Origin of the sequence: Stenotrophomonas sp. 364, from assembly GCF_009832905.1 — a bacterium.
GTDB classification, from domain to species: Bacteria; Pseudomonadota; Gammaproteobacteria; order Xanthomonadales; family Xanthomonadaceae; genus Stenotrophomonas; species Stenotrophomonas maltophilia_AP.
Genome location: NZ_CP047135.1, coordinates 1,061,586 through 1,080,008 on the forward strand (window position 1 = coordinate 1,061,586; position 18,423 = coordinate 1,080,008).

The window sequence follows — 18,423 nt, forward strand, 5'->3', positions numbered from 1 at the left end:
ACATCGAAGCTTTGCGGGCGTAAGTTGAGCACGCCATCGAGGTTGTCGGCCATCATGGCGATCATCTACCAAGCTGACAAGCATGTCCGAATAGTATGGTATTCCGCCAAGCGCATCCCTGACCCCAACGACAGCCAGCCGACCGTATGAGCCGCAGTGCCTGTGCTTTCGTGCCTGACGGCGATCGTGATGTGCACTGGGGCTCGGGTAGGAAGCCAGGTCTTGAAAACCGGACAGGAGCAGAGATCGTGTAGTGCACCTGTTGAGACCAGCGTATGCTCAAATCGTTGTCTAGACTCGCCTGAGTCATCATCTGAGGTTCCAATGAAGATCTTTATCAGCTCACTTATAACGGGCATGGAAGCTGAGCGAGCTGCCGTCAAGCACGCGATTGAGCTTCTTGGTCACCAAGCCATCAGAGCTGAGGACTTTGGAGCCCTGGCGAGTTCTCCCCAGGTTGCATGTCTTAACGGCGTGCGCGAGGCGGACCTCGTCATCCTCGTTCTGGGTTCTCGCTACGGGACCAAGCAAGCGGGGGGCGTCTCAGCTACGCACGAGGAAGTGCATGAGGCACGCAATCGGAAGCCTCTCCTTGTATTTGTGCAGTCCGGTGTAGAGTCGGAGGCGGATCAGGCCGATCTGATTTCAGAGATCGGCAAGTGGCAAGGTGGTCAGCTCTGGGATGGGTTTAGCTCACCGGATGACCTGGGCCAGAAGGCGACGCGCGCCATCCACAAGTTTCAGCTAACGCAAGCCGTAGCCCCCCTTGATCCCGCCGGAATGCGCGCGCGTGCGCTGACGCTCTTTCCGCAAATTGAGCGCGGCTATCATCAAAGCGGTGTGGTCTTGCAGCTTGCCGTTGCTGCCGGGCCCGACACAACGGTGCTTCGTCCTGCCGAGATGGAAGCCCAAGCGCTCACAGATGCCATGCAGCAACAAGCGCTTTTCGGAAAGCCCGCTATCTTTGATCGGAGCTTGGGGATGCAGGCAGGCCTGTCCGGCGAGTCGCTTCTCTTGGGCCAGGAAGGCCAGCGTAGTGACGGCGCGTCCGTTCGACTGTGGCCCAACGGCGATCTTCTGATCAGTTTGCCTGTTCCGCCACCAGAGCGTGGTATGGGGCTATCGGTCGTCGTAGAAGAAGATATCGCCGGAAAGCTGGACGCTGCGATCAGCTACACGGCGTGGCTTCTGGCTACTATCGATCCAACCGAACGGCTTAGCCATGTCGTTCCTGCGGTGCGGCTGCTCGGAGAGCATGCAGGTGCTTGGCGGACCCGGGCGGAACACGAGGCGAGTCCAAACAGCATGCAAGTTCCTTGGCGGCAGGGAGAGCACCAGGAGCCCGTCCTCCTTACGCCAGCCCACCAGGTCAGACAAGCGCTGACGATGGACACGCAGCGAATCGTTGAGGACCTCGTCGTGCTACTGCGTCGCCGTTGGAATAGTCAATAACGACCTTCGATCCATAACTGAGGTGCCCCATGATCGTCCCCGCAGAAGCGTTTTCAGAACGTGTTCCACAAGACCTTGCTCCGGGAAGTATTTTTTGGTTCCGGGAGGCCTGGGCATTCTTAGTCAGTCATGAGCTAGAAGACGTGCCGGTCAAGAGTTTCATCATGCTCCAAGGTGACCGAGCGGGGACACTGTTCAACGTTGTCGAGGGAATGCCCGCCTGCCTAACGTTGGCCGACCCCTTCGCATGGTTCCCCGCTGTTCCTAGCGGCACTCTGCCATCGCGCGACGTTTTCGAAACAGCCTCACTGTCGCTCACCGCCTCCGGTCCAGTCGTGGTCGGAGGCAAACCGGACCGTTGGGGAGACGCAGATATGTTTGCTTTTAGCTTGGACGGGCGCTCCTTAGGTGAGGCTCCCCGGGGAGCGGTCAATCGATACGGGAAGTGGACGGCGGAGCTTTGCCACCCGTCTCGTCCCTTCGTCAGCTTAGGTCAGATTTTCGAAGTCGATCGATTGCGGGTTTGAACCTTAAATGGCAAAAGGAACGTCAAAAACTACGTGTTTTCGAGCTGTTGCGCTTCTCAAATATTGAGTCATAAACAGCGGCGGCGAGGGCACTCCCACTGGCTGCGGCGCGTGGACAGCTCGCCATCGTTGCTGAGATCATGGCTTTGCCGCTCCCCGACAGGCAGACGGCTTGCTACAGGGCATGGGAGTATGCCGTGAAGTATGGGCATGCTCACTGCGCGGAGATGCTGTCCCGAGGTGCGTTCGGCCAAGCGGGTCCACGGCTCAGGTCAGAGCGCTTGGTCTAGCACGGCGAAATGCCCAGCACTCGACCAAAGACTCCGATTGCCAATCACATAGATCACCTCCTTGGCACGAGTGACCGCAACATTGAGGAGGTTTGGCGTCGACCCCGCCCATTGCCGAGCGCCATGCTGAGCAGCCTGTGGCGCGCCTAGAACGAAGACGACCGCCTGAGCTTCACGGCCCTGCACGGTATGCACAGTGCCAATGCGCTCGTAAACCCAGCTCGAGGCGCTTTCCACCCATCCTTCTAACACGCCAGATCGGCGAACAAGCTCCCGAAGTTCGTCTTGGACGACGACAAACGGGGTGATGACATAAAGGTCCGGTGCTATCTGATTTGCGCGAAGCGTGCGCAAAAGTGCAACGACCTCGTCCCCTTCTTCCTGCGAATACTTGTCGCGCCCACTGCCTCGAACATCGATCCAGCGCGACGGTCCAAGTATGTTGCGAATGACGGAGGGTGACGGCTGCTTGGCTTGGACCATGAGGCTGTTGTAGGCCACACGATTGGAGATATCAAACATCGGAGAGGCACAACGCCGATGGACCAACAATGGCGCCCCCACTGCGCGCAATCCAGACGCGGTTTCGAAACGCGCACAGTGCAGGCTGCCATCGTCCGCAAGGGTCTGGACTGATGCGCCGGGGGCGGCAAAACGATCGGGATCCACGTTGAACTGCTGCATGATCGCCTGCGTGAGGGGCGGCGGCAGCGGGACCACAGGTTCGACCTGCAAGGGGTCGCCTACAACCAGTGCGCGTTTCGTGCGAAGCAGCGCGCCGACCACAGATTGCGGTGTTGCTTGCCCTGCCTCATCGACAAGGAGCCACCCCAAGCTTTCCTCGGGAAGTTGACTAAGCATGCGTTCTACGGACGCAAACGTCGTTGAGATCACCGGCACAACGAGGAAAAGTGTGCTCCAAAGATCAGCCGCCAGGTGCTTGCGATCGGAGCCGAGTTTGAAGTTACCGCTGAGAAGCCCGTTAAGGTTTCGAAGCAGCGGCAACGCGGCGGCATCAATGAATGATCGATGCACAGCTATCGCAGCCTCAAACAGCTCGGCGCGCTGGATTTGGAGCTGGCTGTCGAGCCAGGGAAGAGAGGTGTTCTTGGACGAGTGATCCAATTGATGGAAGGCTGTATCAAGCACGCTTGCGCCTTCGCCTACCCGAATTTGGGCGCAGGAGGCAAGCCCAGCGTCAAGCTTGGCCTTTGCAAAATCATACTGGCCAGCGCGCTCGGTCGCGATATGCCTTGCATGTGCCAGCTTTCCCAGACCTGCATCATGCTGTTTCTTAGCATCTTGATAGACAAGCTTGGCTTGCCCATGCGCATGAGAGAACGACCCGTGGTCGTCGTGCCACTGCGCGGCCTTGGAGGAGCCAAAGAGGCGTTTAAGTGAAAAGAAGCTGGGCCGCTCCTGTTCGTGCTGTTGTAGTCGTAGGTGCGCGTGCTCAACCGTTTGCTTCGCGTGGGATAGGGCCGCTTGATCGGCTTCGCACGACTTGCTAGCTGCTTCTAGCGAGCCTTGGCTTTCTTGGAGCAACAATGCTGTATGCCTTGCGGCTTCGCGGAGGTGGGGCAGGTCGGCCAAGGCAGTGCGCAGCGTTTCCAGCTCAGCTAAGCGCGCGCGAACGAGCAGATCCTGACGACGAAAGCGGTCTTTAGCCTTGTGCCATCGCTCCAACGCGTCTGCGCGTCCTGTCGGACCCTGGCAAAGTTCGGCCAGATCCGGTGGCACGCCTGGTTGAGCTGCTGTGACACCGCTGACCCGCTCTAGGTAGGTTTTGAACGACAGGTGAGATTCGGTCCAAAATGCCTTGCGGAAGCGTGAGCGATTGCTTCCGTTGCCCAGCACGGCGGCCATCAGTCCCCACGCCGGTTTGTCGAGCAACTGGCTCGCGAGCGGGGCGAAGTAGCGCATGCTGCTTTCGACTGCAATAGAGCTCAACGCCGGCATCTCTGCGCTGACGTTCTCCACCGCTTTGTTGTTTGAGCTTGCTACAACCATCTCAAAGCCGCGAAGGGTTTCATCCAGGGCATAAAGCTCTTGAGTCTCGCCGCGAACGCGTTTGCTCCACACGGACTTGAACGCCTTGGTGGGGTCATCGAAGCTGCACATGGCCTTGGCACGCTGGGTCAGCTGATCGGCGACCACGTCGCGAAGCAACGTGCTCTTACCTGTTCCAGGAGGACCGTTGACGCCAAGGATCGGGTTGGTCCCAGACAGTTGGGACGCCAGGTTCACCGCAGCTTGCTGCAACAGCGCGGGGCGCTGTCCGGAAGGTGTCACCCAGCGGCCACCCGGTGCAAACGCCGGGGACAAAGCGACTTCTAGGGCTAGCGGTTCACTCAGCAGATCGTGTCGGTGTGGCGGCGTCGATTGTCCCAAGAACCGGCGCAAGGCGGGCGGGAGTGCGTTGCGGGTTGCTCGGTCCTTGGCTTGGGCCAAATCACGCAGGTAAAAACTGTTGAGCAGCAGTGGATCCGGCACAGCGCTGCTCCGGAAGCCCACATATGCGGCGGCGGCAAACTGCGGGCCCTGCACCAGATCCGGTGGAAGTCCGAGGGTCTTCACCAGCCAGTTAAAGCTATTTTGGAGTGTTTCAAAGCGGATGGGCGTGTCGGCCTGACTCGGGTCTGGCCGGAGCTGCTTGGTCAAACCTTCGATCAGCCGCGCCTCTTCCTTTGTCCACGCGGCAAGGTCTTGCAGCGATCCACGGAGCGCTACGGGCAGCCCCCAGCCAAAAGCGGAAAGCGATACTGGCACTTCACCGGCCAATCGCCCCTCCTTGTCAACAAGGATAGAGGCGAGCACGACTTCTCCCTTGATATTGGGGGGATTCACCCGGGTATCGTGAAAATGCCGCAAGAGTTGATCGAAAGCCGGTTCTGCGGAAAGCGTGCCCAGGATGATGTGGAAATAGACTTTGAAATTGGGCTTGGAGCGCGCTGACCCGCCGTCCCACGGCATCCCAGGACCAATCGCGACGATATTTTGGGCAATGTTACTGGCCAGCTCTGCTCGGCGCTTGAAGGTAGTGGGCGACAGGACTTCCAGAGCGGACCAGGAGTCCAAGATGTCGCTGGCGTGGTTGGTGAACATGACCGGCGCACCAGGGGGCGAGGGGGGGCGTGAGTCCGCCGGGGGGGTAAGCAGGGGCTCCCTAAGGGGGCGATGCTCGTTTAGATCGCCAGGATCGGAGCGGCGAGGAGCGCTCGGGGGCATGGGAGGGTGAGGGACGCTGGGCGAAACGTGCGGCTTAACTTGAAGGGCAATCAGGGCGGCATTCACCTCATTGAGTAGTTCCTTCGCACGAGGAGTCCGGCGGAAGGAAAGCTCCTCTGAAAGCATTCGGAGCGTGCTCACATCTGCCGAGGAGCATCCATAGATGTCTTCAAGTTGATCGATGGATTTGGCTAGGTGCGGGCGGCTCATTTCCGTGTTCCGTCGTCCAAGATATGGAGCTAATCTAGCAATTTTAGGAGTGCGGCTCGACGCTTTGTTTGCGAGCATCCCAAGGTTGACGCCCATCATGCCAAAAGCGATGACCTCGGGCAGGAGGACAGGGCCGAAAACACGGTTTGTCTCCTCTGCTCCGTTAGTCGCCCAGGGGCAAGGCGCTGCCGCGTAGGGGGCGCTCTACAAGCCGGGCGAAGCTCGGACCCATAGTCCAACAGGGACGAAGGTCTGTCAGAAAAATCTGACAGCGGAGTGCTGCACTAGCGGATTGTGATCACCCAAGGGAGATGCGAGCATTTTGGGGCCCCTGCCAATATGCGTCCCAACTTAGTTTGGATGGTGTCCTCAAGAGGGTGCCGCACCGGGCGGTTTTTTGCCCGTCGGTCAGTGGATGGCGAGCAGAAAGCTACGCTTGGTGAGTCACGATCACCAAGCATGCAAGATCAGATCTAAAGCACGACTGACCTACAAGGAGAGTTCGCAATGGCCAATCCGGATTTTTACGTGTCTGCTGTCAACTACAACAGCGATGAAACCCACATCGCTAAGCTGAGAGTTCACGAGGTTAAGGTGGGATCGAACACCTTGCAGCCCGCACAAGAGCTGACGCGCCCTAAGGTGATCGAGCTAATCGAGAGAGGGAAGAGCTTCACCACGATCTTTAAGAAGGCAGATGGGAACTGGGGTGTCGGCGCGCCGCTTCAGATCGCTCCCGTGACGACAAAGTATCTGAAGACAAAGAACGATCAGACGACCAAGGATAACTTGGAAAACCTGCCTTCCTTTTAAGTTGGTCGTGAAAGTGCATGGCTTCGTCAATGTAGCGCGGCCATGTCACTTGCGCTAAGCCGGTCGGCTGAGGGAAAAGGTAGATGACTCACGGCGCTTTGCATATCCTTGATCGAACTGAAGCCTCCTCTTGCACAACGGTAGTGTTGAAATATGGCCAAAGCTCTTTATCTCATTCCGGACACGAATGTCTTACTCCAGTGCCGATCATTCCACGAGCTTGACTGGTCATCGTTGTGCGATCCAGTCACCGAGATCACGTTGGTCCTGGTGACTCCCGTCGTCCGTGAGACCGATCGGCAAAAAGGTGGGCAGGGGCGTCTGGCGAATCGCGCCCGTAAGGTCAACAGTTGGATCGGAGAACTGTTGGACCAAGATGCACTTGAGATCAGGCCGGCATCGCCCGGGCCTGCGGTGAGGCTGATATCAGCTGATGCATTTAAGCCCGACCCTGACTTAAGTGGTGAACTCGACTACGCCCACCCGGACGACTCGATCGTGGGGACCGTTTCTGCCTTCAAGAAAGCACATCTGGGGTCGGAGGTTGCCCTTCTGTCACGTGACAACGGTGTTCTCCTTGCCGCCAAACGCGTCGGGGTTCCCTTTTACAAGGTGCCCGAAGACTGGCTACTGCCTGCGGAAACGAACGAGGATCAAAAGCGCATCAAAGCGTTGGAGAGTGAGCTGGCGCGTGTGCTGAAGGCGGAGCCCAACTGTCTCGTCGAGGCAGTCGACGATCCATGGAAGTTTGAGGTGCATTGTTACGAGCCACTTAATGAAGAACAGGTAGCAAACTTGTTGGACAGGCTGCGATCGCAATGGCCCTGTGAGAGCGAATTCGGGCCGAAAGAGATGGCTGCGCGCGTTCCAACGCTTGGACTCGCGGTTGCTAACCTACGTGAAGAGTTCAAGCCGGCTAGTCAAGAGGCGATTGATCACTACAAGAACTCAACTTATCCAGGGTGGCTTACGAAGTGCGAGGAGGTATGGCGGAAACTGCACTCTGAGCTCAACGACCGAGAAGCGGCGCCACGCGTTGAGTTCACGCTAAGAAACGACGGGTCAAGGCCGGCAGAGGATGTCAGCGTCGACATATCGCTCAGGGGTAAAGGTTGGTTGCTATCGCTGGTCGACGCTGATGAGGAGGAGAAGACGGTGGATCTTGGCTCCGTCGCGACGCTGAGCGTGGGGTCTGGGCAGCGGGTTGTGAGATTGCCACCTGTACCCAAAGCCCCGAAGGGAAATTGGGTCAAACGAAGCCTGTTCCCGCATCATGCCGCGACGATTGCGGGTGTGGAGGCGACAAGGCGTTTTCTGGATATGGAGCCGATCAGTGCCCGCCTAGGGCCTCCACCTCAGCGCGAACCTGATACCTTTTATTGGAAACCAGGGACTCGTCCGACACATCCGCGCCCAAGCACGTCACTAACCTGCTCGCAGTTCCGGCATCAATCTCGCCCCGAGGCGTTCGAGTTCAATGTGGTAATACTCGGTGAGCGGGCACCGGGCCAAGTGAAGGGGGCACTAAGAGTCGAAGTTCATGCGGCAAACCTTGGTACGCCCGTTGTGGCGACATTCCCCATTGAGATCACAATGGTCGCTGCTGACACTTACGCTGAGGCAAACGCGCTTCTTGAGCTTCTGTAGTCAGAAGACTTTGGCGCCGAGTGTCGTGAACGGAGCATGCAGTCTCAATGAGGATCTGAGCCTAGATCTCGCCAGTCAGGATCTGCGCTCTGCAGAAATCGCAATGCTGGCTTTGGATCGAAGGCCCCTTGGCAGTCTGGCGCGTCAGGACCCATTCCGTGATTAACTCATTACCTACTGATCCACTGCGAGTTCCTCAGCGGGAGGTGCAGCGGCTGTTGGGCCGGTGCCTTCTGCGCATTCAACAGTACGAACGGTTGATCAAAGCCATCGTGGCGCACCATGAGATCTGTGGAACCGTCTCGTCGCTGGATGCAATCCGGTCCGCTCGTATCGCTGAGGCGTCAACAAAAAGCCTTGGTCTCCTGGTGGGGAAACTTCTGGGGTCCTATTTGGTCCATGGCTCTGGGCGTGACACCGATTTAGTCGGTTCTGATTCTGCAGAGGCCGCGACGGTTCGAATGCAGTTCCGGCTTGAAATGGACGCTGAGGACTTCGAGCGGACCCAAGCAGATCTCAAAGATCTAGTAAGGCTCCGGAACCACTTGGTCCACCACCTCATCGATCACCACGACGTTTGGACCGTGCCGGGCTGTGCGCGCGCCAGGCAGGCATTGCTGACGGCCTACGACCGCATTGATCTTCACTTCGAACAGTTGCGCAGCTGGGCTGAGAACATGGAGCAAGCGCGCCAACTTGCCGCCGAATTCGTCCAGTCTGAGGTCTTCCGCGACTTGGTGATCAACGGCATTGCACCGGATGGTTCAGTCGACTGGCCAAGGTCAGGAATCGTTAGGCTGCTGAGAGACGCGATGTCTGAGTTGTCAGTGGATGGTTGGACGTCTATTGCCGCTGCTCAGCGGTTCATTCGAGCGCGCGAGCCCGATCAGCTGCCGGAGAAGTATGGATGCCGAAGTTTTAGACAGGTTGTGCATCAGTCCCGTCTTTTCAGGCTTGAATACAGGGACGTCAACGGCTCACGCGAGGCGTGCTTTACGGATCGTTTGCGTTGATGGCAGAGTGCGTTGAGTGCCTGCCGATTCAGCGCGGTGATGACTGCGGAGCTTTGCCTCTCCTTGACCTGCCTTCATAAGTCTGGGTCAGAATACGTAAGCCAGTCAGCATAGCCGCTGATTCCCTCCTAGGCAAAATAAATGCTTGAAAATAAAGGAGTTTGTGATATTGCGCATCTTGAATCTTGAGTCATAACCAATGGACCAGGACACAGGAGGCTCCATGACAATCGAACACACACGCATCAGAACTTACAGCCGCGCCAAGGGGCATTCGGCTTTGGCCGCCGCCGCCTACCGGGGCGGATTTCTGCTCACTGACCCATCGACGGGAGTCAAACACGACTACCGCGGGCGAGGTGGAATCATCCAAGCGTGCTGCTTGGCTCCTCCAGGTTCGCCTGCCTGGTTCAATGACCCCCAACGTCTCTGGGCCGCAGCAGAGGCAGCGGAGCGCCGTCGTAACAGCACAGTCTGCCGAGATTTCACCATTGCATTGCCGCACGAGCTCGATGACCGCGAGCGTTGGGACCTTGTTCTCGACATTTCGCATGCACTGATCGAGAGATACGGCTTTGCGTTACAAGCGAGCCATCATCGGCCAACCAAGGACGATCCTCGCTACTTCTACGCTCACATCTTGGTGACGACCAGACGCATGGAAGCCTCTGGGCTGGCTGCGAAGACGCGCGTCCTGGACAGGCGAATCAATGGCTACGGTGAGGTGCTGTGGATTCGAGCAATGATCTCTGAGCGCATCAGTGCGCATCTCGGTCTAGGCGGGCCCCAGGTTGAGCGTAAAACCCGGGATCTAGCGGAGGGCCTTGCCACGCGTCGGGGCGAGGGAGTCGTTGGCGACGAGCAAGCGAGCTTTGAGCAACTCTTGGGCCGCTACCGAAAGGAGGGCAAGCTTCTTCCCGTCCCAGCGGGCCACACGGCTGAGCGGGCGCGTGGCGAACAGTCCAGCGCGCTCCCCATGGTTGCCGGTATACCTTCTCATTCGCTCCCGTACAGCCCTGCCACTGACGCACTCCCGGTGCTACCCAGTGAGCTGCCTGGTGCGGCTCTAGAGTCCAATAGGCAGGTAGGGGAAGTCCTACCGTGCAAAGCGGGCTAACCCGACTGGACGAGCGCAGAAGGCGGCGAGACTGTGGAGCGCCTCACACTTCGAGGCGACATGGAGATTTTTCAATGGCAGATAATTTGGAAAAGCGCGGTCCGCCCGACGGAATCCGCATCAATGTCAACGAAGATTGGGAGCTGCGCGACTGGTCTCGGCACTTCGATGTAACCCCGGCCAAGCTGAAAGAGGCCGTGGCCGCCGTCGGCGTCATGGCCAAGGACGTCAAGCGCTACCTGGGCAAATAAGTCCCCCTGCGCAAAGGTTGGAGAGGAGGGCGGTCTCATCCGCCCTCCTTGCTGCGCCGATGCCGGCCTAGTGCCTCAGGAATGAGTGCCGCAACGCCCCAATGACAATTCAGGATCAGCAGCGCCGAAGGGACGCTTCTGCAGCCGCCTTCATTCATTTGAAGAGAGAACGGCTCTACTTCGACTGAGGCTGTGGTTGACCGCTGCCCTGAGCGCTTCAGTGCAAGTAGGGCCTACGGAGCTCCGCCAAAAGCTCAGGCAGTGCCACAACACCGTCCAAATAGGCATGGAGTGCGTTGGCCATATGCTGGTCCACGCCAAAGCCGGCAGCGTGTTGATCTGCAATCCAGCTTTCCACGTGAGCATGACGCAGTTGAGATTCCTGTTCGTCCAGGAGCGTCGGTGAGCGGGGCAAGTCTTGTTTCATGCGAAGAATCCGATTGGTGTCCTGACCTGATTCGTAGCAGAGAACGTTTTTCCGTCAAGCCCCATTCCACGCCTGCAACCTGAGTGTCACAGCATCGCTCTGTCGTTGATGGCTTGGTTCAAAAGCTCATACCAGCGATTCATGTCACTCTCCCGGTAGAACTTGATCGTCCACACGGGGTGATCAGCATCGCGAACGCTAAGCGTCAGCGTGCCTTGGCGCTTTGAGTTATGCCAATGCTTTTCCCACATACGGACATCGCTCAGCGGGTAGATCTTCGTTGTCCGCGTCGAGCGGAGCTTGATCCGGGAACGGGCCATAGACAGCGCCAGGGCGCTATTGCTATAGAAGTAGGATTGGTCGAACTCCGCCGCGAACGCTGCTTGGTCACCTCGTGAACTGAGAGTCCTGCCCACGCCTACGGCGACAAGTGCGCCGGCGCCTAGGACGAGCAACAGGAAGAATGTGCCGACAGTCATTTGAGCTCCTCGGATGCAAGGGGGATTAGGGGTTCAGCGGACTACTGGACCCTGCCAGTGATCTTCCAGGTGCCACCGACCTCGGTGAAGGTGTAGACACCATCCATTTGGTTCCCGAAATCCCGCCCCATTGCTTCGATCTGAGCTGAAACATCGCAGTTATAGCTCGGGGCGCCCTCGGCCTTCACGCACTTGCCGCTCCTAAATTCCTGAATCTTCGCCTTGTCGTTGCTGTTGTCCTGAACGTATTGCAAGAACGCGTTCTGACGGTCGTCATGCGGGGGACCACCACCACCAGAGCAGGCGGCCAGACAGACGATCAGCGCTCCAACGACTGCAACGCGGGCCTTGGACATAGAAATTCCTAGTGATAGAGGGGAGGGGGATGACCTCGGCTCAGAAGCGAGAAGCTCGGCTACTGGCGGCCTTGCTCTTGATGCGTGATGATGTTACCGAAAAGGAAACAGACTATGCAACTAGGAGACTTCATGATCGTTAAGGATTTCTACCCTTGGTCACGCTTTGGAACTGGACGACGCTCCCCTAATCTTTGCCAATCGCCTGCGACGAGCTCGACTAGCGGCCGACTTAACCCAAGAGGCACTCGGCGTAGCAGCCGGGTTGAGCGTTGACGTGGCCAGGGTCCGGATCAACCGTTACGAGAAAGGAGGGCGCGAATGCGATCTGCGCACCGCGAAGCGCCTTGCGGAGGCATTGGACATGCCGTTGGCAGCGCTCTATGCGGAAACAGATGAGATCGCAGAGGCAATCACAGCCTTAGTCAAGCTTCCAGTCGAAGAGCAGCGGCTAATCGTGGCGGAATTGCAGCGAAAGGCAGGAAAACAAGGCTCGCGATAGTGTTGCCTTGCTGCAAAGGCACTCATCCACCTAATCTGTGAATGGGTCAAATTTAAGTTTTGTTCATATTTTGCTGCCGGGGCTACCGCCGCGTTTTGGGGGTGAAGATTGAGTCCCATCCTGCCGCGGTGAGGCTCTTCCCTGGAGCCCACAAGTCTAAGAAGCAATAGCGCACTGATGGAATTTCCGATTCTCGGAATTCCGTGCTCTTCCTGCCGGCAGTGCGAAGGCCGTTGGCCTCCTCGTGTCCCGCTCCGCGGTGCACAAAGCAAGGCAAAACCCTGTGATTTCGCGCACGAAATCGCCGGCGCTGTGAAGGCCTAGACGAATAATGCAAATGGCCTTTTGTTGGCTTCTCCAAAAATGAATAGGAGAAGTCGTGGCAATTTATCACTCACACATGAAGTCGTTTGGCCGAGGCAAAGGCGATAGTTCAGTGGCAGCAGCAGCGTATCGCGCTGGATTTGATCTCGTCGACGAGGCGACCGGGCTGTCGCACTCTTACTCGCGCCGGCACGGCGTTGATCACGTCCAGATGCTCGCCCCCAAGGGTGCTCCGACCTGGTGCTTGGACACGCAAAAGTTCTGGAATGCCAACGAGGCCGCCGAGACACGCAAGAATGCCTTAGTCGCCCGGGAAGTAGAGGTGGCTCTGCCACAGAGCTTAGATCAAGCACAACGGAAGGCCTTGGCTCTGGACCTGGGGCAGCTCTTGGTGGATCGCTATAAGGTCGCCGTCTTAGTGGCGATCCACACGCCTAGCCGAAACGGGGACCAGCGCAACCATCATGTGCATCTTTTGATGTCTGCACGGCAAGTTGGCCCAGAAGGCTTTGGCAAGCGCGCAGCTGCTGAGTTCGATGGGCGGCAAGGGCAGGGCAGCAATGCCGTCAAGGAGCTGCGCTTGGCGATTGCAGCCACCATCAACAGGCATCTCGACATTGCCGGAATCCAAAAGCGGGTCGACCCCCGCAAACTGAAGACCCAAGCGCTCGAAGCGGCTTTGCAAGGCAACTTTGAGCTCGCGAGGGAGCTGACCCGCACGCCAGGAACGCACAATGGGAAGGTCAAGACAGCTCTAGAACGGAAAAGCCGTCTGACTTGGTCTGTCCAGGGCCTTGGCGGCAAAGATGCGGCGATGAAGCTGGTTGCCACCATCTCGGCACACCAAGCAGCATTGATAAACGATCCGGAGGTGCCGGAGGGTCATAGCCACGCCGCTGCCTTGCGCGATCAAGCAAAAGCGGCCGGGCTCAAGCCGCAGCAAGCGGGAGAGGGACATCCGCGTAATGTCGTGAATAGAGTGCGGGAGCATCTCTTGGATCGCCGCCCCAACGCCGCGCGGAGCTTCGATCAATACAGCCGGCAAACCCTACATCTCAGTCGCGTGCAGCGGATCACGAGAGCATCAGGACGCGATGCCGAGGTTCTCAATGCAGAAGCGAAGCTCATTGAAGATTGGCTTGAAGCGCAGCGAGAGGTCGCCCAAGATTCATTGGAGCTCCTTCGAAGCGTCCCCGGAATCCAAATTGAGCCGGAGTTCCAACTCGCCCATGCCAGCATCTTGTGTCGGCGTATCGATGACTATGCAGGCAAAGCGTTCACCTTCGAAGACACGGAAGTGCTGGCCCGCTCCTTGGCCAAGTATGCGCACATGATGGCGCGGCCGCATCGGGCGCGGATGGCGCTACTTGATGCTCAGGCGAAGCTATCGGAGCACGCCGATGCACCTAAGACGCAAGCGGCGACGCGCGCCCGTCAGCGCGTCTACCGCGCGAAGACCCATGTGTCACCGAGGATTGCGGCGATCCAGCGTTGGCGTATTGATCAGGCCAGAAAGCGCATGACTGAGGCAAGGGACGACCTGGAAAAGCACTTTGCTGATCCCAAAGCCGCAATCCTTCCCAGAAGCCCGCTTGGGGACATGGATCCGCCACCTGTTCGCGCAGAAGAGGCGGGGAACTGGGAACATAGGATGCGAGGGCGACGACCGACGTTCTAAGTGCCTTGGAAAACGCAGGCCAAAAAAGATCCCCGTCGCCGGGGATCTTTGCATCTGACTCAGCCCGGATACGCGGGGAACTTCTCGTCAGGGTGCTTGGATTTCCATTCTTTATAGGCGGCCGTGCCTTCCCAGGCAGCAAATGATCTCGGCGTGCGGCCTCGGCCTGACCAAGTTTCTTGGGTGTGAGGCAGCCAATACTTGGCGGCGACGGCCTTCTTCGGGCCGGCACTCTTTCGTGGCTGACCGGTGCTCGCCGCGAGTGAGGATGAAATCTCAGCCCTTTGCTTGGCGTTGAAGTTCTTAGCGTACTGAGCAATGAGGTTCAGGATCTCCGCGTGAGCATCAGAGGTCTGTTCTTGGCGCAGCTGAGCCTCCTGTGCATCAAGTGCTTGGAGCTCGTCTTGAAGCTTCTGCTTCGCGGAAAGAATGGAATCGAGCGTCGGTTTGGTCATGCGTTGTGAGCCTTTTGAAAGGTTGCGATTGATTTGGGGACCTTGGAGGGTATCTAAGAGTGCCGATATCAAGCTGAGCCTTGAGGGCGCTAAAAGGGTAGCGCTCTGGCTTCACCTGCAAAGCGAGCTATAGAGGCCTTGCAGAGGCGTGTATCAGGTTCTTCAGGATCGGGGCGATTATTGCATGGAAAAGCACTAGCGGGCGGAAGCCCAGTGCCCATGCTTTGCCAGACCTGCCGGGAGCTTTTTCGCTCCGGCCCGCCTCGCTTTTTGGGGGCGGTATGTAGGATCATCGCCTCGTTGGATTGGGTCTCCCGCCAATACTCAGCCTGGACGCCCAGACTGGGTGCATCTTTCAGAAGCTCAACGATTGGATGAGCTGCCGCCGATCACTATGATTGCTGGCAGGCAGTCCGATGCTGTTTTCATTTGCAACGGCTTCGAGAAGCCTGTCGACTTCACAAGATAGGGTCAGCAAAGCGCTGAACTTGGCTGGGCTATCAAAGATGAGTCGCGTCCCATCCGGCACAAGCAGTAGCTTCGCGTAATCGGGATGGTGACACAGGTAGTCGAGGTGGCGTTGAGTCTCTGCCAAGATGCCAAGTTCATACCAATGTCCCTTCCGCAAAGCATCCATGTCGGCGTGGAACATGATGGCGGCAAGGTCAAAGCTTGGGAGCGCAATCTCGCGCTCCGCGTCCGCTTTGATGTTCTTAACAAGTCGAATGGCCTTCTTTAGGGAGCCCATCGCGACCAGGTCACGATCTGAAACTTCCCTGATGTGCTTGAACGGGTAGTTGGTCATCGTGACGCTGTTTCTCTTGTCCAAGATGATGACCCCCCGATCATGCAACGCCCCACTGCGCTGGTAATCGGCAGAGTCATGCCAGTGGGAAGGCACTACATCGACTGATCGGGCAAGGGAGCCGCCTGAGATCTTGATCGCTTTGCTCCCTTGCGTATCTACCGTTGCGGCCGGAAAAGCGTTTTCGAGCGCCGGTTCTTCTTCCGCGCGTAGGTTTTTGAGCTGCTGCAAAGAGGTCAAGGTTGTGGGGTAGTAAGCGCCCGAGGATGCACGCAGCCCGCCCGGGTCGTAGCTTAGGAACTGGGCCGTGATCAGCGTAAGGAGATCCACATCGCTAACGCCACGAATGTGCACATTGAGCGGCACGGAACCTTGCAGGTGAAATTCGAGATGGAATCCTTCAATACGTTTTTCTAGCTGGTTTGCCACGCGCATAGCTGTCTCAGTGCTGATGCGCGTGTAGTCTGCGTCGACCTCTTGCATTGCGCCCAAAACGTAGCGAGTGTTGGGCTTGCTGGTTGCCTTTGTTTCCCACGCCTCCTGCTGTCCAATCTTCTCAACATACTTAGCCACCGCAGCGCTGTCTTGCGCCATCAGGCTTGCTCGATCCTCGCCACGGCGCCGCGCTCTCAGAGCGGAGATGCGCTCATCAACAGTCCTTGCCATTACTGCCTCCGCAGTGTGAGGGTGCCCGACGAGTGACGACCGTCACCATTGAAATAGTCGCCCTTGCCAGTCTTCAAATCCTTGGCAAAGATCAGTTTTGCAAAGCCACGATGGGCGCTGAGCTCTGTCTGACCGGGCTTAGGTTCATTGCGATAGCTGTAAAGGAGAACAAACCCTTCGATGGGGTCAGACAGCAGTCCGGCAACATCACTGTTGGACCTGGACGAGTCGGCATCAAGGTGGATGCGCACCTTGTCCCAATCTTGGGTGATCGTCATCGTTCCCTGCCAATCAACGGCGAGCGAGTCAGGACGTGGAAAAGGATGGCCCTCGCAGATCCAGGTGCCCGAAAGATCGGCAACCTTCAACCAGCTGGCAACGAGGGGCATACGCCAGATCCAGCGGCGGAAGATCAGATAGAGAACGGCATAGACGGTGCCCGCACCAATCAGAGAGAGAACAACGGGCGGCAAGTTCGTGCTGAGCCCAAACTGCTTGGCAAGGTCGACTGCTTGAAGGAGCGCCCAGACCAAGAGCCCTGAAACGGCCGAAGCCGTTCGGGTCAGATACTTGCCAATGTCCGCCCTGTTAACGCCGCCCCGCACCACATACTCATGATCCATTTGAGTCCCCCGACTGTGCATAACCGCAAGATATCGGGAAATTGTCGCAAGAGGTGCGACCGAGCGCTTTCTAAGCGAGGCCGATAGGCCGGGCAAGGGGAATGCGCTTTGAGTGACTGGAAGGCTCCGGATGAAGCCAGGGGCATCCAACAGGCTCCGCAGCAAGAGCTAGCAACGGGGGACTGGCGGGGACTCTCGCGAAGGAACGACTTGGTCAGGGTCGCGCTGTCGAACGTAGAGCCCGTCGCCTGATGTAGCGGTGGTGTAGCGCCGGCTTAGAAACGGGCCTGCCTGTTTGCGCAATCTAGAGAAGAAACAAGGTCTTGGGAAGCCTACGTGCTTAATGCTTCATCAGGGGGGTGTGTTCGGGCTGCTTTTCGGTCACGCGGGGTCCATCAACGTCGGGGGCGGGCCGGAAGGCCACCAGAACGACCATTGTAGGGGAGGGGGCGGGGAGGGCGAAGCGCGGGCGGACTGCCCCTGTGCAGAACAGCGTGGGCACCCGGAACAGCGGCGCTGCCGATCAGTCCGTGGTCAGCCGCACGTTGGGATGCGCGGCGAAGATGTCCATCACGATGTCGAAGTAGGTCTGGCCGACGCCGCGCGCCAGTGCGTCGAGCTGGGCATCGAGGATCTGCAGGTTGAAAGTGCCGGGCCGGGCGCGTTTGTCCTGCAGCCAGGCGCGTGTTGCTGCCGCGCCGAGTGCCATACGGCTGTGCGCGATGTCCCTCCAGTGCACGCTGACCGCCGCGTGCCCGGCCAGTGCGCCATAGCCGCCATACAGCAGGTCATCCAGCGCATCCAGGCTGGCCCCGAGCTGCCAGTCTTCGCCCGCCATGAACACGCGGTTGATCTCGGCGTAGAAGCTGGCGATGTCATCGATGGCGCTCCCCTCGAGCAGCAGCGTGGTGGTTGTCATCGCACTTTGCACCGGTTGCCAGCGGAAGTTGGTTTGCCAGGGCGGAACAGGGACGTTCCCCACGGCAGCATTGAAAGGACCACGCGGGATGATACGGGGCGGAGGGAGACGCCTGCGTCGACGCCGCGCCACCGTGCCCTCAGGTGTCCGCCGCCTGAACACAATCCCGGCATTGACGTGGCCTCGACATGTTTTCACTGTCGGTTGCAGCCAACGGGCGCAGGCTCGGTCCATGTCCTGCGAATGAGGAGACGAACATGAAGACGATTCAACGTGTGATGTGCATGGGCGCCCTGATTGCCGCCTCGTTCGGCGCCGCCGCGCAGACGTATGGCCCGAAGGATGAAGGCCGCCGCTTCAACGACGGCAGCAAGGTCGTCTGCAAGAACGTGGAAGTGCAGCGCAACGCGAAGGACCCCAATCGTATTGCCGGTACCGCTACCGGTGCGGTGGTAGGCGGCCTGCTGGGTAACCAGGTGGGCGGTGGCAACGGCAAGAAGCTGGCGACCGTGGCCGGTGCGGTCGCGGGTGGCGCTGCGGGTCGCAACATCCAGGGGCGCAGCCAGCAGAAGAACGGTGACCGCGTGGTCGAGCGCCGCTGCGAGCGCCAGTACCGCTGATCCTGCGCTGCAGGGAGCGAT

17 protein-coding genes are annotated in these 18,423 nt (G+C 58.5%); 10 read left to right on the forward strand and 7 right to left on the reverse strand.

The window, feature by feature from the left end; genetic code table 11:
• Window positions 1-324 precede the first annotated feature (324 nt).
• Both GQ674_RS04970 and GQ674_RS04975 read left to right on the forward strand, forming a co-directional pair.
• On the forward strand, window positions 325-1,452 hold the full coding sequence (locus GQ674_RS04970; RefSeq protein ID WP_159496203.1) for a DUF4062 domain-containing protein: 1,128 nt from the start codon (window positions 325-327) through the stop codon (window positions 1,450-1,452).
• Between the two features lie 29 nt (window positions 1,453-1,481).
• On the forward strand, window positions 1,482-1,979 hold the full coding sequence (locus GQ674_RS04975) for a hypothetical protein (RefSeq protein WP_159496204.1): 498 nt from the start codon (window positions 1,482-1,484) through the stop codon (window positions 1,977-1,979).
• A 272-nt stretch (window positions 1,980-2,251) separates the two neighbouring features.
• Here the strand turns inward: GQ674_RS04975 and GQ674_RS04980 are convergent, their stop codons facing one another.
• Complete coding sequence (locus tag GQ674_RS04980) at window positions 2,252-5,374, reverse strand: AAA domain-containing protein (RefSeq protein WP_236546193.1); 3,123 nt, start codon at window positions 5,372-5,374, stop codon at window positions 2,252-2,254.
• An 840-nt stretch (window positions 5,375-6,214) separates the two neighbouring features.
• Between GQ674_RS04980 and GQ674_RS04985 the strand changes: the two genes are divergently transcribed.
• The 5 genes from GQ674_RS04985 to GQ674_RS05005 all read left to right on the forward strand — a co-directional run bounded on the left by GQ674_RS04985 (window position 6,215) and on the right by GQ674_RS05005 (window position 10,548).
• Entirely contained in the window at window positions 6,215-6,520 is a 306-nt protein-coding gene (locus GQ674_RS04985) for a DUF3892 domain-containing protein (RefSeq protein ID WP_159496206.1), read from the forward strand.
• Window positions 6,521-6,673: 153 nt separating this feature from the next.
• Window positions 6,674-8,167: a PIN domain-containing protein gene (locus GQ674_RS04990; RefSeq protein WP_159496207.1), complete on the forward strand. Its 1,494-nt coding sequence runs from the start codon at window positions 6,674-6,676 to the stop codon at window positions 8,165-8,167.
• A gap of 158 nt (window positions 8,168-8,325) precedes the next feature.
• On the forward strand, window positions 8,326-9,180 hold the full coding sequence (locus tag GQ674_RS04995) for an OST-HTH/LOTUS domain-containing protein (protein ID WP_159496208.1): 855 nt from the start codon (window positions 8,326-8,328) through the stop codon (window positions 9,178-9,180).
• Between the two features lie 223 nt (window positions 9,181-9,403).
• Window positions 9,404-10,297, forward strand: coding sequence for a MobA/MobL family protein (locus GQ674_RS05000; RefSeq protein ID WP_159496209.1), 894 nt, complete (start codon window positions 9,404-9,406; stop codon window positions 10,295-10,297).
• 74 nt (window positions 10,298-10,371) lie between these two features.
• Window positions 10,372-10,548, forward strand: a complete 177-nt coding sequence (locus tag GQ674_RS05005; RefSeq protein ID WP_159496210.1) for a DUF3606 domain-containing protein — start codon at window positions 10,372-10,374, stop codon at window positions 10,546-10,548.
• A 513-nt stretch (window positions 10,549-11,061) separates the two neighbouring features.
• On the opposite strand, the gene GQ674_RS05010 is transcribed toward GQ674_RS05005, so the two are convergent.
• Together GQ674_RS05010 and GQ674_RS05015 are read right to left on the reverse strand one after the other, a co-directional pair.
• Window positions 11,062-11,454, reverse strand: coding sequence for a hypothetical protein (locus GQ674_RS05010; protein WP_159496211.1), 393 nt, complete (start codon window positions 11,452-11,454; stop codon window positions 11,062-11,064).
• A 41-nt stretch (window positions 11,455-11,495) separates the two neighbouring features.
• Entirely contained in the window at window positions 11,496-11,810 is a 315-nt protein-coding gene (locus tag GQ674_RS05015; protein ID WP_159496212.1) for a hypothetical protein, read from the reverse strand.
• A 166-nt stretch (window positions 11,811-11,976) separates the two neighbouring features.
• On the opposite strand from GQ674_RS05015, the gene GQ674_RS05020 reads away from it, so the two are divergent.
• Window positions 11,977-12,312, forward strand: a complete 336-nt coding sequence (locus GQ674_RS05020) for a helix-turn-helix transcriptional regulator (protein WP_159496213.1) — start codon at window positions 11,977-11,979, stop codon at window positions 12,310-12,312.
• 379 nt (window positions 12,313-12,691) lie between these two features.
• Complete coding sequence (locus GQ674_RS05025; protein WP_236546194.1) at window positions 12,692-14,314, forward strand: MobA/MobL family protein; 1,623 nt, start codon at window positions 12,692-12,694, stop codon at window positions 14,312-14,314.
• A gap of 59 nt (window positions 14,315-14,373) precedes the next feature.
• Here GQ674_RS05025 and GQ674_RS05030 read toward each other — a convergent pair whose 3' ends face one another.
• The 4 genes from GQ674_RS05030 to GQ674_RS05045 form a co-directional block, all read right to left on the reverse strand.
• Window positions 14,374-14,769, reverse strand: a complete 396-nt coding sequence (locus GQ674_RS05030; protein ID WP_159496214.1) for an H-NS family nucleoid-associated regulatory protein — start codon at window positions 14,767-14,769, stop codon at window positions 14,374-14,376.
• A 355-nt stretch (window positions 14,770-15,124) separates the two neighbouring features.
• A complete protein-coding gene (locus GQ674_RS05035) occupies window positions 15,125-16,240 on the reverse strand; it encodes a hypothetical protein (RefSeq protein ID WP_159496215.1) in 1,116 nt (371 codons plus the stop codon).
• The gene (locus GQ674_RS05040; protein ID WP_159496216.1) at window positions 16,240-16,863 is read right to left on the reverse strand and encodes a hypothetical protein; all 624 of its coding nucleotides are present in this window, start codon (window positions 16,861-16,863) and stop codon (window positions 16,240-16,242) included. The genes GQ674_RS05035 and GQ674_RS05040 overlap by 1 nt, the downstream gene beginning before the upstream one ends.
• A gap of 523 nt (window positions 16,864-17,386) precedes the next feature.
• Window positions 17,387-17,782: a barstar family protein gene (locus GQ674_RS05045; RefSeq protein WP_159496217.1), complete on the reverse strand. Its 396-nt coding sequence runs from the start codon at window positions 17,780-17,782 to the stop codon at window positions 17,387-17,389.
• Window positions 17,783-18,039: 257 nt separating this feature from the next.
• Between GQ674_RS05045 and GQ674_RS05050 the strand changes: the two genes are divergently transcribed.
• A complete protein-coding gene (locus tag GQ674_RS05050; protein WP_128096016.1) occupies window positions 18,040-18,402 on the forward strand; it encodes a glycine zipper 2TM domain-containing protein in 363 nt (120 codons plus the stop codon).
• Window positions 18,403-18,423 lie beyond the last annotated feature (21 nt).